Origin of the sequence: Bacillus sp. MUM 13, from assembly GCF_001866725.1 — a bacterium.
Taxonomy (GTDB): domain Bacteria; phylum Bacillota; class Bacilli; order Bacillales; family DSM-1321; genus Peribacillus.
This window is the reverse complement of sequence record NZ_MLYQ01000148.1, coordinates 1-15,749: the sequence shown is the minus strand read 5'-3', so window position 1 is coordinate 15,749 and position 15,749 is coordinate 1. Positions and strand designations below refer to the sequence as shown.

14 protein-coding genes are annotated in these 15,749 nt (G+C 38.4%); 8 read left to right on the top strand and 6 right to left on the bottom strand.

Annotation, left to right across the window (positions count from 1 at the left end; all coding sequences use genetic code 11):
- Positions 1 to 126: 126 nt before the first annotated feature.
- Complete coding sequence (locus BIV59_RS21975) at positions 127 to 975, bottom strand: patatin-like phospholipase family protein (RefSeq protein ID WP_071353590.1); 849 nt, start codon at positions 973 to 975, stop codon at positions 127 to 129.
- A gap of 238 nt (positions 976 to 1,213) precedes the next feature.
- On the opposite strand from BIV59_RS21975, the gene BIV59_RS21970 reads away from it, so the two are divergent.
- A complete protein-coding gene (locus BIV59_RS21970) occupies positions 1,214 to 2,326 on the top strand; it encodes an AI-2E family transporter (RefSeq protein WP_071353589.1) in 1,113 nt (370 codons plus the stop codon).
- A 125-nt stretch (positions 2,327 to 2,451) separates the two neighbouring features.
- Here the strand turns inward: BIV59_RS21970 and fdhD are convergent, their stop codons facing one another.
- On the bottom strand, positions 2,452 to 3,246 hold the full coding sequence (gene fdhD / locus BIV59_RS21965; protein ID WP_071353588.1) for a formate dehydrogenase accessory sulfurtransferase FdhD: 795 nt from the start codon (positions 3,244 to 3,246) through the stop codon (positions 2,452 to 2,454).
- A gap of 15 nt (positions 3,247 to 3,261) precedes the next feature.
- A complete protein-coding gene (locus tag BIV59_RS21960) occupies positions 3,262 to 3,606 on the bottom strand; it encodes a Na-translocating system protein MpsC family protein (RefSeq protein ID WP_071353587.1) in 345 nt (114 codons plus the stop codon).
- A 489-nt stretch (positions 3,607 to 4,095) separates the two neighbouring features.
- Here BIV59_RS21960 and fdhF point away from each other — a divergent pair, with 489 nt between their 5' ends.
- The 3 genes from fdhF to BIV59_RS21945 all read left to right on the top strand — a co-directional run bounded on the left by fdhF (position 4,096) and on the right by BIV59_RS21945 (position 8,637).
- Complete coding sequence (gene fdhF, locus BIV59_RS21955; RefSeq protein ID WP_139194441.1) at positions 4,096 to 7,038, top strand: formate dehydrogenase subunit alpha; 2,943 nt, start codon at positions 4,096 to 4,098, stop codon at positions 7,036 to 7,038.
- A gap of 16 nt (positions 7,039 to 7,054) precedes the next feature.
- A complete protein-coding gene (locus BIV59_RS21950) occupies positions 7,055 to 7,534 on the top strand; it encodes a helical membrane plugin domain-containing protein (protein WP_071353592.1) in 480 nt (159 codons plus the stop codon).
- Between the two features lie 302 nt (positions 7,535 to 7,836).
- On the top strand, positions 7,837 to 8,637 hold the full coding sequence (locus tag BIV59_RS21945; RefSeq protein WP_071353586.1) for a formate/nitrite transporter family protein: 801 nt from the start codon (positions 7,837 to 7,839) through the stop codon (positions 8,635 to 8,637).
- A gap of 37 nt (positions 8,638 to 8,674) precedes the next feature.
- On the opposite strand, the gene BIV59_RS21940 is transcribed toward BIV59_RS21945, so the two are convergent.
- The gene (locus BIV59_RS21940; RefSeq protein ID WP_071353585.1) at positions 8,675 to 9,136 is read right to left on the bottom strand and encodes a YueI family protein; all 462 of its coding nucleotides are present in this window, start codon (positions 9,134 to 9,136) and stop codon (positions 8,675 to 8,677) included.
- 140 nt (positions 9,137 to 9,276) lie between these two features.
- Between BIV59_RS21940 and BIV59_RS21935 the strand changes: the two genes are divergently transcribed.
- The 3 genes from BIV59_RS21935 (at position 9,277) to BIV59_RS21925 (ending at position 12,184) form a co-directional block, all read left to right on the top strand.
- Positions 9,277 to 9,972, top strand: a complete 696-nt coding sequence (locus BIV59_RS21935; RefSeq protein ID WP_071353584.1) for a DUF421 domain-containing protein — start codon at positions 9,277 to 9,279, stop codon at positions 9,970 to 9,972.
- Between the two features lie 333 nt (positions 9,973 to 10,305).
- Positions 10,306 to 11,040 (top strand): L,D-transpeptidase family protein, encoded by a 735-nt coding sequence (locus BIV59_RS21930; RefSeq protein WP_071353583.1) that lies wholly within the window; start codon positions 10,306 to 10,308, stop codon positions 11,038 to 11,040.
- 667 nt (positions 11,041 to 11,707) lie between these two features.
- Positions 11,708 to 12,184, top strand: a complete 477-nt coding sequence (locus BIV59_RS21925) for a GNAT family N-acetyltransferase (protein WP_071353582.1) — start codon at positions 11,708 to 11,710, stop codon at positions 12,182 to 12,184.
- Between the two features lie 554 nt (positions 12,185 to 12,738).
- Here the strand turns inward: BIV59_RS21925 and BIV59_RS24310 are convergent.
- Both BIV59_RS24310 and BIV59_RS21920 read right to left on the bottom strand, forming a co-directional pair.
- Entirely contained in the window at positions 12,739 to 12,861 is a 123-nt protein-coding gene (locus BIV59_RS24310) for a hypothetical protein (protein ID WP_276205164.1), read from the bottom strand.
- Between the two features lie 348 nt (positions 12,862 to 13,209).
- The gene (locus BIV59_RS21920; RefSeq protein WP_071353581.1) at positions 13,210 to 13,668 is read right to left on the bottom strand and encodes a MarR family winged helix-turn-helix transcriptional regulator; all 459 of its coding nucleotides are present in this window, start codon (positions 13,666 to 13,668) and stop codon (positions 13,210 to 13,212) included.
- Between the two features lie 432 nt (positions 13,669 to 14,100).
- Here BIV59_RS21920 and BIV59_RS21915 point away from each other — a divergent pair, with 432 nt between their 5' ends.
- Positions 14,101 to 15,615 (top strand): amino acid permease, encoded by a 1,515-nt coding sequence (locus BIV59_RS21915; RefSeq protein WP_083392313.1) that lies wholly within the window; start codon positions 14,101 to 14,103, stop codon positions 15,613 to 15,615.
- The last annotated feature ends 134 nt before the right edge of the window (positions 15,616 to 15,749 follow it).

Genomic DNA, 15,749 nt, shown 5'->3' with positions numbered 1-15,749 from the left:
AAGTCATTTTACTCCTAAGTGGCCAGAATATTCAACCATTAATTATTAAATTTTCGGAATTTTAAAACTTTTATACATATTTCAAAAAAACTATATTCAACTATTGGTTTAATATTGTCTTGGTATTTAGCTTAAAAATTCTTTTAATGCAGGAAATTGCTGCATCGTTTCATGGTATCCCCTTTGAAACAGCTTGTTAAGTTTTGCAGGGTTGCGTTCAATTCTTCCTACATCCAATTTTTCTTCAGGGCGGATTATAAAAATGTTTCCTTTTGCTTCTTGTTCTTCCAAATATCTGACAGTCTCGTTATACAGATTATGACGGTGCATCATGGCACGCAGCAGGCCTTCATATTGGCTGTATTTCCGCTTGATGTACCAGCTAAAAGATTGCTGTTTTTTTAGATATCCTTTATTCCTTGTTAAAACAACAACATTTTTACTGTTCCCGTCTTTTTCGGATTTTAAAATAGGAATCGGATCTGATATGGCTCCATCCAAGAGGTATCTTCCTTCATAATTGATGATGGGGGCCATCATAGGGATCGAGCTTGAAGCTCTCAAGATTGTCAGTATGTTCTTGTCATGCTGCTGTTTATCATAATATACAGACTCTCCTGTCACACAGTCGGTAGTTCCCACGATGAATTTTTCTTCGGCGTCTCTAAATGCCTGGAAATCGAATGGCTCCAGGTCATTTGGCAGCTTATCAAAAATAAAATCCATTCCAAATAGCTCTCCCCTGCTGAGAAACCGTTTAAAAGAAATATATTCCGGATGTTTTATATAATCAATATTCACAATTTTATTTCTGTCCATCTGCCTCGCCACATAGGATGACCCATTGCATGCACCTGCCGAAACTCCTATTACATATGGCAGATATGTTTCATTCTCCATTAAATAGCGAAGCACTCCAGCAGTGTATACACCCCTCATTCCTCCGCCTTCGAGGACCAGTCCAGTTTGATTCATACTTTTCGCCTTCTTTGAATTAATATATGTCTTTAATTTTAAAAAATGGGAAATATCAATAATAAAAATGAACAATATATTTTATCACAGCCCTACTGATAATAAAACTAATTTGGCTTGGCTATTGTTATATCTATTTTTTGAAATAATAATTTCATTTTGAGTTTAAATCTTGTTAAAAGAAGGAATGAAAGAATATGTGAGAAATATTTCTCAGTCATTTAGGGAGGTTAAGGGATTGTGGATTAATAAACCATTTTTTAAATACGCAGCGGGCATTTTGCTGACTATATTAATTATCATTTCACTAGGGAAAATAGATTACGTGCTGTGGCCCATCCAGAAAACTATTGCCACTGTTTTTTTTCCTATCATTATCGCAGGATTGCTTTATTACATAATTAGGCCAGTTGTTACACTATTATCAAGATACCTCCCGAAAGCAATAAGTATTCTATCAGTTTTCTTGGCCATCGCCGGCATCATTTTTGCCATTGTTCATTTCGGAGGACCTGCAATCGGCGAACAAATACAAAATTTATCCGAAAAAGCGCCTGAAAAGGTTAAACAGCTTACAAATCAATCGCAGAAGGCATTGGATCACAATAACATTAGCTTTTTAAAAAGTTCAAACTTAAAGGAAAAGGCTCTTACTTATTTTAATGGTTTATCCAAAAGAATTGCAGGCAATGTAATAGAAATATTTACAACAATCACCAGCATAGCTGCTGTTCTCATTATTGTTCCGTTCCTATTGTTTTATTTTTTAAAGGATGATCATAAGCTGAGGCCTTTTTTATTAAAATACCTTCCTGATGAAGTATGCCATGAAGGAAATTTAATCCTTAAGGATGTGGATAAAACCCTTTCGACCTATATCATTGGGCAATTTATCATAGCAGTTGTCGACGGGGTCCTGATGTATATTGGCTACTTGATCATTGGTCTGGATTATGCACTTGTATTGGCCGTAATTGCGACATGCCTGACAGTAGTACCTGTACTAGGCCCATTTATGGGTGTCATCCCTGCCTTATTAATTGCTTTTCAAATGGATCCCTTTATGGCTGTCAAAGTGCTTATTGTCCTTCTCGCTGTACAGCAGGCAGAAGGACATCTGGTAACACCATTTGTTATGGGGAAAAGATTGAGCATCCATCCTATCACTATCATATTATTGCTTCTTGTAGCTAACTCTATTTATGGTTTTGTCGGGATTATTATAGCCATCCCTTTATATTCGGTAATTAAAACAATCATCAAAAATTTCCGCCGCTTTTATAAGTTAAAGCATCAGGCGGATAATAAAATAGTAGATATTTCTAAAGGAGAAAGCGGGCAGAAACATTAACTGCCTGCTTTCTCTTTTTGATGAAACGCTTAATGTATCAGTAATTAATAGTTCAATAAAAAGGCAAAGCCAAAAAACCCGCTTCTTTAACGTAAGCGGGTGGTCATTAATTTTTCTGCTGCCAATCACCCTAAGCGAATCCTCTCATGCCCGGTATAGACATTCAGAGAATCATTTCGGACAAATCCTATGGCTGTAATGCCCAGTTCTTCAGCAGCCTGCAGCGCAAGTTCGGTTGGGGCAGATTTGGATACAACAATTTCACAGCCGATTTTGGCAACTTTTAATAGAATTTCGGAGGAAATCCTGCCGCTGAAAACGAGAATTTTATCCTGGATGGAAATATTGTTTTTTAAACAATAACCATATATCTTATCAAGTGCATTATGGCGGCCAATATCCATTCTGCTGACTGTATTCCCTTCCAGGTCGGATAATACGGCATTATGCACACCGCCTGTTTTTTGGAACATCTCTGCCGAATCCTGGAGGTTTTTCATCAGGCGGAAACAATCATCAGGAGAAACCGTAACATGTATTTCTTTCATTTTTTTTGCTGTAAGGGCATCATTGACAAAAACAAACCCTTGTCTGCTCATCCCGCAGCACGAAGTTATGTATCGCTTATTTTGGAAGTTTTCAAAGAAAGGATTGATAGCATTTGTTTTAATATGAACAAATCCTTCCTTTTCCTGAACCCATATTTCTTCAATATCAGAAAACTTTTTTATGACTCCTTCAGATGCCAGATAGCCTATTGCCATATCTTCTATATATTCTGGTGTACACACCATCGTGACAAATTCTTTTCCGTTGATCTTAAGTGTCACCGGGTATTCGGTGACAACTTGGTCTTCTTTCCATGCTGCTTCTCCGTTAGAAAAACGAAGAATTTTTCTATTTGCTGCAAGAGGATTCATGATATTTCACTCCGTTTACATAATTTTTTTATCGAAAACAAAAACACTTACGCCTATATCTTCTTCCACCTTGATATCAGAAAATAAATGAACCAAGGTCGCTTCCATTAATTCATTCATGCCTTTAGGTGTCTCATTCTTATAAAGATCCTGTATTAGTTTCGTTCTCGCTGAATGAACCATATCACGCCCTTCAGGCGTTTTTGCAATAAATTTTTCCGTTGGCGTAAGGTTTCCATACAAGGTAGAAATGACCATATTCTCTGCAAAAACCGTTGTAATGCGCTCAGGCCCTTTTCCAAACAGTTCCTTGCGCAGTTTTCTAATAATATCGTTAAATTCATGAACTTTTTTGGACACAGTATACTTCACCTTCTGTTCATTTTCATTAAATGAATGATTGCCTTATTTCAATAATCTATAATAAATCATACTTTTGAAAATGAAAAGCGTTATGGCTTTCTTGAATAATTATAGACTTTATGTTGTCAGTTTCAAAATTCAGAGGTATAATGGCGAAGTTGGATCTCCAATAATGATTTTGTTGGAGGCCTATCAGACTGTATTTATATAATGGATTGGTACCTTGGTAGGGTTTGCTAATGAACTATTCCACCATGTAAGCGTTTCCTTTGGATTTTTATATCCCAAAGGTTTGTTTATCATGGTGGTTTTTTTATTTTTCGGCTCTGTCAAAGTTCCATGCCGATTTACTATGGGCAGATTGTGCGGCTTAAAGGAGTCCTCGCAGGCACCTATGCGCCAGAGGCTCCGCCTGCCTGCCGCTCTAAAATCAGCAGTGATAAAGAGCCTATTTTTAAGAAGGAAGGTTGCAGGATGGAACAAACAATAACAGCTGTAAAAAACATTACAGTTACAATCAATAATCAGCATTTTTCAGCAGCTCCGGGACAAACCGTACTGCAGATTTTAAATGAAAATCAAATTGAACATCCCCAGATTTGCTATGTACCTGAGGTGGATCCGATTCAAACCTGTGATACTTGTATTGTAGAGATTGACGGAAAGCTTGCCCGTTCATGTTCGACAATTGCAATGGATGGAATGAATATTGATTTAAATTCAAGTGGCGCAGTATCAGCCCGTACAGAAGCAATGGACCGCATATTAGAAAATCACTTGCTATATTGCACGGTTTGCGATAACAACAATGGAAATTGTAAGCTACATAATACTGCAGAAATGATGGGTATCGCACACCAGGCTTATCCTTATACACCTAAAGTAACAACAGATGCTGTAGATATGTCACACCCCTTCTATCGCTATGATGCAAATCAATGTATTGCCTGCGGACAATGTGTAGAAGTGTGCCAAAGCCTTCAGGTAAACGAAACAATCTCGATTGACTGGGAAGCAGAACGTCCCCGGGTTATTTGGGACAACAATGTGCCAATCAATGAATCTTCTTGTGTCGGCTGCGGGCAGTGTGTGACGATTTGCCCTTGCAACGCTTTAATGGAAAAGTCAATGCTTGGCGAAGCAGGCTTTATGACTGGCCTTGAAGATGAATTGCTTTCTCCGATGATTGATTTAATTAAAGAAGTTGAACCAGATTACACGACGATTTTTGCTGTTTCTGAAGTTGAAGCCGCTATGCGTGAAACACGCACCAAAAAAACAAAAACTGTCTGCACATTCTGCGGTGTTGGCTGTTCATTTGAAGTTTGGACGAAGGACCGCAAAATACTTAAAGTGCAGCCTGTTCATGAGGCACCAGTAAATGCTATTTCTACTTGTGTTAAAGGGAAATTCGGCTGGGATTTCGTGAATTCTGAGCAGCGCATCACCACTCCTTTAATCCGTAAAGATGGTGAATTCGTTGAAGCTTCCTGGGATGAGGCGCTTGATTTAGTAGCAAATAAACTGGGCAATATCAAAACGCAATATGGAAACGGGTCTGTTGGGTTCATTTCTTCTTCTAAGATTACCAATGAAGAAAACTATGTGATTCAGAAGCTGGCGCGCCAGGTATTCCAGACAAACAATGTTGATAACTGTTCACGTTATTGCCAGTCCCCTGCTACAGACGGTTTATTCCGCACAGTGGGTATGGGCGGTGACGCAGGTACAATAAAAGATATTGCACAAGCAGGTCTTGTTATCATAGTAGGTGCCAACCCTGCGGAAGGTCACCCAGTATTAGCAACACGTGTAAAACGTGCTCATAAAATCCATGGACAAAAACTTATTGTTTCTGATCTCCGGAAAAACGAAATGGCTGAGCGTTCTGATATCTTCATTAGTCCTAAACAAGGCACCGACCAGGTTTGGCTAATGGCTGTTACGAAATATATCATTGATAATGGCTGGCACGATCAGGAATTCATCAATGAAAATGTTAACTTCTTTGAAGATTTTAAAATGGTTCTAGAAAAATACACACTTGAATATGCAGAAAAAATTACAGGAATCTCAAAAGCAAATCTTATCAATGTAGCTGAAACTATTCGCGATGCAGACGGAACATGTATTCTTTGGGGAATGGGTGTCACCCAAAATACCGGTGGATCAGATACTTCTGCTGCTATTTCTAACTTGCTTCTTGCAACAGGAAACTATCGCCGTCCTGGTGCAGGCGCATACCCTCTCCGGGGACATAACAATGTACAAGGCGCATGTGATATGGGTACACTTCCGGGGTGGCTTCCAGGATATCAGCATATTACAGATGATGCAGCCCGTGCTAAGTTTGAAAATGCATATGGAGTTAAAATCGATGGAACACCAGGCCTTGATAATATTCAAATGCTTCATGCTATTGGAGAAGGAAAAATGAAGGCTATGTATCTTGTTGGTGAAGACATGGCGCTTGTGGATTCCAATGCAAACCATGTTCATGAAATCTTATCAAGCCTTGAATTCTTTGTCGTTCAGGATATATTCCTGTCAAGAACTGCTCAATATGCAGATGTCATTCTGCCTGCAACACCATCATTAGAAAAAGATGGAACATTTACTAATACAGAGCGCCGTGTTCAAAGACTATATCAAGTCCTTCCAACGCTAGGTGATTCTAGGCCTGACTGGTGGATTGTACAGGAGGTAGCAAACCGTCTTGGTGCTGGCTGGAACTACAGCCATCCTAGTGATATTTACGATGAAATGGCAAGCCTTTCTCCGCTGTTTTCTGGAGCTAATTATGAAGTGCTGGAAGGATGGAACAGTTTCCTTTGGGGCAGTTTCGAAGGCGAAAGCACCCCGCTTCTATATGTGGATGGATTTAACTTCCCTGATAAAAAGGCGCGCTTTGCCCTTTCTGATTGGGTACTTCCTGCAGAATTCCCGGAAGAATATGATCTTCATATCAATAATGGAAGAATGCTGGAGCATTTCCACGAAGGAAATATGACAAATAAATCAAAAGGTATTCAATCCAAAGTGCCGGAAATTTTCGTTGAGGTCTCTCCTGAACTGGCAAAAGAACGCGGCATAAATGATGGATCTCTTGTCCGTCTGGTATCTCCATTTGGTGCATTGAAGTTAAATGCATTAGTAACAGACCGGGTGAAAAACAATGAAATTTATCTTCCGATGAATTCAACTGATAAAGATTCAGCTATCAACTTCCTTACAGGCCCAGCTATGGATCAGCGTACCCATACGCCTGCCTATAAACAGACAAAGGTGAGAATGGAAGTTCTTCGCACGGATGGCGAAACCCCTCTTCCGGCTTCTAATCCGCGCAATAAAAAACGCAACCCTCAAAATGGTGTTGAAGTTCAGCGCAAATGGAATCGTGAAGGATATGTTTCTCTCACTGATTATTGAAAGGAGAAAAAGAGAAGTGGCAGAGCCAATTACTTTTATTAAAAAAACGGTATTAACAAAAGAAGAACAAAGGCAGCAAAAGCTTGAAGAATTGACAGCACTTCTTGCTGAAAATGATGATTCCTTGAATAAGATTATGGGGATTATTGGTGAATTGAATGATATAGGTGTTCTTCAGGCTGCGCATTCAATGATTAGTGCTAAAGAAAAAATTGCCAAAATCGGACTTGAACAAATAACCCGTGAACCGGTAACCAATTTGATCAATACACTGATGGGAGCAACAGGCGCGCTGATGAGCGCTGATTCTGAAGCAGCCACAAAGCTTGTAAAAGGCGCTGTCGCTGGCATGGATTCAGGCAGTGACTTCCTGAAAAGCAATCAGAAAATTAAAATCCGCGACCTTATGAAAGTGATGAATGATCCGGATATTAATAGAACATTAGGATTTGGGATTCACTTTTTAAGAGGCATGGGAAAAGAATTAAAGAATTAAAGAAATGCAGTCAAAAGTATTTTGGAAACTAAATTAAGCATCAAATAATAAAGAACCCGTCTCTAAATAGGTTTAGAGGCGGGCCATTTATGTAAACATATAGATTATAAATATTATTTTGGAAAATCGGCTAATTTGCCTTTACATAGAAGTATAAACAGCCCCTTGCTGGATAATTTACGGTTTAATGATAGAAGTATCCCTTCTATCTTAAATAGGTTCCATAGCTCTCGTTTTCCATTATGGAAAATAAGTTGCTGTGAGTTCCAGAATAGATTGCGATTTTACGAGGAGGAAACAGGATGGGATTTAGAACACCGGTGCAGATTGCAGAATTTGCAGCAGAAACAGGAGCTAAGAAGGCTGCTCTGCCAATAAGCAGTATGCTTCTTTTAGGTTTTTTGGGAGGTGCCTTCATATCCTTGGGATTTTTGCTGGATATTAGGGTCATCGCTGATATACCAAAGGATTGGGGTACCTTTGGGTCTTTCCTGGGTGCTGCTGTCTTTCCATTAGGACTTATTTTAATTATCATTGCAGGAGGAGAATTGCTTACCGGAAATATGATGGCCGTGCCAATGGCCGTGCTGTCGAAGAAAATATCTGTTGGCAGCTTAATCAGAAACTGGTTCTGGGTTACGATTGCTAACTTTATTGGAGCAATTTTTGTAGCATATTTCTTTGGTCATGTAGTAGGTTTAACAGAGGCTGGTCCGTTCCTGCATAAAACAGTTGCTGTAGCACAAGCTAAATTAGATGCTACTTTTGTACAGGCTTTAGTCTCTGCTGTCGGCTGTAATTGGCTGGTTGGCCTTGCAGTATGGATGGCTTACAGTGCAGAAAGCATCGGCGGGAAGATTCTTGCAATCTGGTTCCCTATCATGGGATTTGTTGCTATTGGGTTCCAGCACGTTGTTGCAAATATGTTTGTCATTCCCGCTGCAATTTTTGCAGGTTCGTTCACTTGGATGGATTACCTTTCTAATTTTGTACCAGTATTTATCGGTAATGCAATTGGCGGAGCTGTTTTAATCTCTGTAGTATATTGGGCGGCATATTTGCGCAAGCAGCCGACAACATTATTATCCAATGAAAAAAAGTAATCATTTAATTGAACAGCTAAAAGAGGAATGGTGCCATTTATGGCGCTTTCCTCTTTTTTTGCTTTCGGATTAGGAACCGGTACAGCTTGAAGTACCATTTAATTTTTGTGCGGGCCGGCTTTTGCGCTTTCTTTTTCGTAAGATAGATATCTTCTTTGTCTAGGGCATATTCCTTCGCAAGAACCAGCCCTAGATTTGTCTCCCCCTCTTTATTGATAACAATTTTATAAGGAATATGATATTTCGATGCAAGAATTATATATTTATTCAAATGAGAAACATCTACTTTGCCATTCAGAAGCAATTTTGCATCTTTATGTTCCTTCATCAATCCAGACAATTCTTCATAAATCTGAGTCTCCCTAATCTGGGCCTGTGTTAATACAACGATAACTCTCTCCCTGAAGGTTCCAAGAAACTTCTTTTTTTCATCCTGTTTTATCTCCTTTTTCCCATGTATCCCCTGATGCAGAATTTCATCAACATTTAGCCTGGACACTCTCCTGCCCCCTCCTTTTATCTATCTATACTTTATGGACTTTTTAAGATAATGTGCAATTAAATGCATGAAAGCAGGATAATTAACACTCCCGCTGTAAAAAATAGCAAAGAATTTATTTTATTACAGGATGTGAAGGAATGGACTTCTTTAAGGCACAAGGAACTCTAGAAACAGCGGAGTGGATATTAAGAGCCGTCTATTCTTTTTTCTTTTTGATTCTTTCAGCGAAATGCATGGGACGCAGGGCCATTTCACAAATGGGGCTGCTGGATTTCATTATGGCTCTCATAATAGGCAACATTCTTGCCCATCCTCTCTCGGATCCGAGATTGGGTATAAAGGGTTCCAGTATTTCCATGTCTGTGCTGGTTTTTTTATATACGGCAATTTCTTTTTTAAGTTTAAAATGGAAAACTCTGAGGTACATTATTGACCCTCCACCCTTCCCTCTAATAAAAGATGGCCGGATTATTTACCGGAACTTATGGAGGGCAAGAATTTCTTTGGACTATTTGCTGGCAAGCCTGCGGGGTGAAAAAATAACAGACCCAAAAAAAGTAGCTTTGGCTTTGTGGGAACAAAATGGCAGTGTTTCATGTTTTTTAAAAACGGAGCATGATCCAATGACTCCAAAGCAGTTTAAATTGCAGGTTGCCCCCTTCTATATGCCGGTAACTGTTATCAAGGAAGGAAAAATAATTGAAGAAGAGCTGAAGTTGATCGGAAAAGATATGAACTGGCTTTTACGGAAAGTTGATCCTGCTGAAATCAAGAACATATTATTGGCGGTACATACACAAGATGATAAACTGGACATGTTTTACTATAAGTAAAGGGGAAATCTCTGTTCAAAGAGATTTCCCCTTTTTCTGCTTAAGTCTCCAATAGTTCGCTCAGAAGGACGGAAGCCATTCCTCTTCTTGATTCGGTAAACGCAAGGGAATCAAGATAATACCCCCCATCAGAAAAGTGCAGAAAGTAACATGTACTTTTAATCCTTCGATAAAGATACGAGTGAAATGAAGCCCGCAAAAGCCTGTTTCTTATGAACGGCTACACGAATTATGCTCCCCGGTTTTAATTTTAACTATTTTCTTACCGTCATCATAGACAGGCAGTGCCGCATAGAATTAATGGATGAAAAAGGTTAAAAAGGATGGGGATTCATGAAAAAAACAGTTTTTTTATTATTCGCTGCATGCTTCATATTCTTTTTTGTTCAGCCTGCATATGGCCAGGGCAGCCAGCTGATTATCATTAATAAATCAAACAACCAGCTGGGGTATTATGAAAATAGCCGTCTCAAGGAGGTCTTCAAAGTAGCTACAGGGAAAGTTTCATCATACACACCGGAAGGCAAGTTCAAAATTGTCAACAAGATTGTCAATCGTCCGTACTACACTGGACATATACCGGGAGGAGATCCCCGAAACCCATTAGGAAACAGATGGCTCGGATTGAATGCAAGGGGAACATGGGGAACCACATACGCCATTCATGGCAATAATAATCCTGGTTCAATTGGAAAATATGTTAGCGCGGGCTGCATAAGAATGTATAATAACGAAGTGCAATGGCTCTTTTCCAAAGTGAAAATTAATACACCTGTCATCATTGCAGCAACTGGAAAAACGTTTAATGAGATTGCCAGGATAAACGGCTATAAAGTAAGTGATACTACTGTACCTATTCCTTCAAGTATTGTTTTAAAGAAAGGAAGCAAGGGGCCAGCGGTGAAATCCCTTCAAAGCAGGTTATCCTCTCTGGGTTACAGCACGAAAGGAATCGATGGGATATATGGTGCTAACACTGTAAGTGCTGTGAAAAAATTTCAAATTGCAAATGGATTGAAAGCAGATGGAATTGCAGGCCCTGCAACTAAAAAAGCTTTAAAGTTGTAACAGCTTAAAAGAGGCCTCTTTTGAAGCCTCTTTTTTATTGGCTCTTTTATGATCTTGGAGGATTCTTATGTTAAGCCGGGATGATTGCCAGTATAAATCCCAGGCCCAACTCACGCCCCGCGGAAAGCAAGTATACTGGAGTGGAAATCAACCACCAAGTTCCCTAAACCACAAAGTTAACCAACACATCCTTTATAAAAATTTTTTAATTTTCTAATAAATTAAAAATGTGGTATAATTTTTCTGAATTTAATGTTTCCTGAACAGGCGAGATTCGCCCTTTCAACGTTTTGCTGGCGCATGCATTTGATAACTGTGTTCCAGAAAAAATTGTACGGTCACTCTCCAATCAACAGGTCTGAAATGCAAGTAAACAGAATGAAAAAATCGATATCTATACATAACAGGGAGGATTTTGCAATGGATGAAACACTTTTATGGATTATTAAAGGTTTGCTTATAATAGGGTTTGTGGGCATGTTTGCTGTGCTAGGCGTCATTAAAGGAGAAGAATAATAGCGAGCTAAAAGGGGGTGTTCCTGGAAACTCCCTTTTACTTTTGCAGCGGCTGTTTTCGTAAAGAGTGTTATTTTTAAGAGTTTTTATGGATCAATAACTAAAGTTACATATATCAGCAGGGGCAGATAGCAATTTAGGAGGAAGTAATATGTCATTCGTATTCAGAAAAACAACTATGGAAGATATAGATATTTTACTTCCAATTCAAAAAGCCTCCTTTCAACAGGACTTGGAAAAATACGAGGACTTTGAAACTAATCCGGCTTGTGAAACATTTGAAAAATTAGCTGAAAATATCAAAAAATATCATCACTATACCATTTTACACGGAGAAACCGTTATCGGTGCTATTGATGTAAGGGGTAATAATGAGCGTATGCACTTAGATAAAGTCTTTATTTCTCCTTTCAATCAAAATAATGGTGCAGGCACTGCGGCTATTCAGTTTCTTGAAGAACAATTTCCAAATGTTAGATTATGGACTTTGTATACGCCTTATTTAAGTTTTCGTAATCATTATTTTTACGAGAAATTCGGATACAGAAAGACCAAAGAGGTTCAGCTTACGCCTAAGTTAATTTTATTTAAATACGAGAAATCACCATGTGTGCTGTTGTCAGAATAGGAACCTTCTTAGAGAGACCATCTTTAGGTGGTTTTTTTTAATTGGCTATGCTAAAGAAACAGGTTGATTTATAGGATTCTATTGCCGAGGAATTGAAACCGCACTAAATAAAGCTGGAAATACTTCGGTGAAACACTATTGAACCAGATTACTGTATAAACAGTCACTACTATGCTCGTGAATCAGGCCCTTTATTTTAGCGGATTTCTTATAGTAGCAGCTTTATCAATGCAGATTAAAGAGTGTGGGCCGATATATTTTCCATTGGCGAATAAGTACACTTCGTTTAATTCTCTTCCCCTTCCCTCCAGTCATTAGATTATCTTAACCGAAGTGACAAAAGGATTCAGCTGATTTCCCCCTTCATCCATGCGGCCATTGTTTTCAAGTATTCAAGAATGTATGTTAACCAATAGTCCACAGTCACGCTTCTAAATCAAGTGAAGATTAACCCTATTCCCTATCAAGGAACTAAGAGAACTCTTTCAACAAGTATAGTGCAGATTTTTACAAAGCAAAAAAGAAAAAGCATGAGCTTTATATGCCATGCTTTTTTACCAATCATCAGTATATTCCAGCAAACGGTCTATATCAATTAAATGTCCGCCAAGTTCGATATCTTCACTCGCGATTTCTGCTGTTTCTTCCAGTAACTGATCAATATCAATTGTCGGCATATGCCTTTAGCCTCCTTAAAAACGAAACTTTAACGGTAAAAATGCTGTTTATGTTTTTTACCCTTATATGTATTCTAATAAACGTTTCGGATCAGGTCTGCTAATTGTGAGGGTTATCATTTTTACTTAATAATTGTCATTTTACTGTTACTAAACTGAAATACTACTGAATGTTGCAGTCTTTTAGATAATTGGAGGAAATGGAAAAAGCCTGAATAAACCATATTCAGGCTGCAGATATTATGAAGGACATTTTAGGTTAAGCAGGGCATTTCTTTTCTCCGCTAATGTACAGACGACAATTAATTAATTCTGAATGCGGGGCTGCCATTATAATTCACCGATATGTTATTCTTTATCGGCGGAAAAGACTTTTTTTGTATTTTCGTTTATTTGAATTAGGACCTGCTGAAGCAAGTTAAGATTCTCCTCTGAAATCCCATTGAGCAGCTGCTTTCCATATAACCCTTCTATAAAAGGATACAAATGTTCTTTCAGATTTTTTCCTGCTTCAGTAATGTGAATGAGAAAGGAACGTCTGTCTTCTTTATTTGGCCTTCTCTCGATAAGGAGTTTTCTTTCCAGGATATCCAGGATTCTGGTTAATGTCGCCTGGTCTTTATCAGTTTTTTGCGATAATTCCTTTTGAGTCACTCCATCATGGATTCCGAGGCTTTTCAATACTGACCATTGTTCAGGAGTAACTTCGTATTCTTTCAATTGTAATGCCAGGAATCGCAGAAGATTACGGCTAGTTTGTGAGATCAGCATTCCAACTGGCTCTTTTTCCTTAAGAATTTTCTTCATAAATCTCTTATCCTTCCGGAATTTTAATTTTTATATACCTTCATTCTAACATAAATATAAAAATATATGAGGGGCCGCTGTGAAACGGCCATGATAAATAAACCATCAGCAGATATTTTGATGCTGGCTAAAGGATTGGAAATACATATTTGTAAATAATTGTAATAGTTTTTGGCTTTTCCTTCAATAATTATTTTTCAATTAATAAGAAAGTTAATCTTGGTTTATTGCCAATAAAAATCATGTGCAGATTGGTTTATCCTTTTTTAAAAACGGTAATAAACATTTAAAACAGTTATATTGCAATATAGTATATTTTTGGCTCTGTTAATCTAATCTGCTGTTTACCTTTTGAGGTACTACATCAAAATAGAGAGTAAAATCATCATGGATTGTTAACAGAGCCTCATCCTAACTAATTGAGGTGTCAACATGGAACAAGCGCATCCGGCAAAAAAATCAGCCCGTGCAAAATCTGACAAAAAAGTAATTACAGCAGTTTCCACACTTAATAAACCAAAAGAAGGGCTGAAAAGGAAACTGCAGGCAAGGCATATTACCATGATTTCACTGGGGGGAACAATAGGTACAGGCTTGTTTCTCGCCAGCGGGAATGCAATTCATACAGCCGGCCCCGGCGGTGCTTTGCTAGCATATGGTCTTGTTGGCATCATGGTCTTTTTCCTGATGACCAGCCTTGCTGAAATGGCTGCTTATATGCCTATTGCAGGTTCCTTCAGCGTATATTCATCTAAGTTTGTGGATGAGTCCCTTGGTTTTGCAATGGGCTGGAATTATTGGTATAGCTGGGCAGTGACTATCGCAGCAGAATTATCGGCTGTAGGATTGGTCATGAAATATTGGTTTCCTGATATTCCAACTATATTATGGAGTGCCATTTGTTTAGCCATATTATTTTTTATTAATATCCTTTCTGTTAAAAGCTTTGGTGAATCAGAATACTGGTTTGCTCTTATAAAAGTAATCACAGTCATCATTTTTATTATAACTGGGATATTAATGATTGCGGGAATCATGGGGGGAGATAGTATTGGAGTTAAAAATTTCACTGTCGCTGATGCCCCGATACATGGAGGTTTCTTCTCAGTACTTGGAATTTTCATGGCAGCTGGCTTTTCTTTTCAGGGAACTGAATTATTGGGAGTAACTGCTGGCGAGAGCAAGAATCCGGAAAAACATGTACCAAAAGCAGTAAAACAAGTGTTTTGGAGAATCCTTTTATTTTATATCTTAACCATTACTGTAATCGGTTTAATTATTCCCTATACAACGCCTGAGCTGGCTGCATCTGATGATGTTACTGTCAGTCCATTTACATTGGTTTTTGAAAAAGTGGGTTTTGCTTTTGCAACCTCTGTAATGAATTCTATCATTCTTACAGCCATCCTTTCTGCTGGTAATTCTGGAATGTATGCAGCGGCTAGGATGCTTTGGAATATGGCTAAAGAAGGACAAGCTCCAAAAGCTCTTGGAAAGGTAAATTCAAAAGGAATTCCTGTAAATGCCCTAATATTGACATCCCTAGTAGGCTGCCTGGCATTTTTATCTTCCCTATTCGGTGATGGTGAGGTATATACTTGGCTCCTGAATGCCGCTGGTCTATCAGGGTTCATAGCTTGGCTGGGCATAGCCCTTAGCCACTATAGATTCAGACGGGCCTTTATCATTCAAAAGAAGAGTATAGATGAGCTCCCGTACAAAGCAAAATGGTTTCCTTTTGGCCCGATTTTTGCTTTCACCCTCTGCGCTATTATCATAGTGGGCCAAAATTACTCTGCCTTCACTGGCGGAGCCATTGACTGGCGTGGAATATTGGTTTCATATGTAAGTTTACCGATTTTTATTATTTTGTGGCTAGGCTATAAATTCATAAGAAAAACTAAAGTTGTAAAATTATCTGATTGTATTTTGGAAAAAGGAAAATAATAATAGTGCCCTTCTTCTAATATTAATTTTAGCGAAGAGGGGTCTTTGTTTTTTTGATTTGGCTCTTTTCTTAAAGATTGGTGTTACTTAAATAGTTCTCGAGGCAATTCCATGTTATAGCAGATTGATTGGAG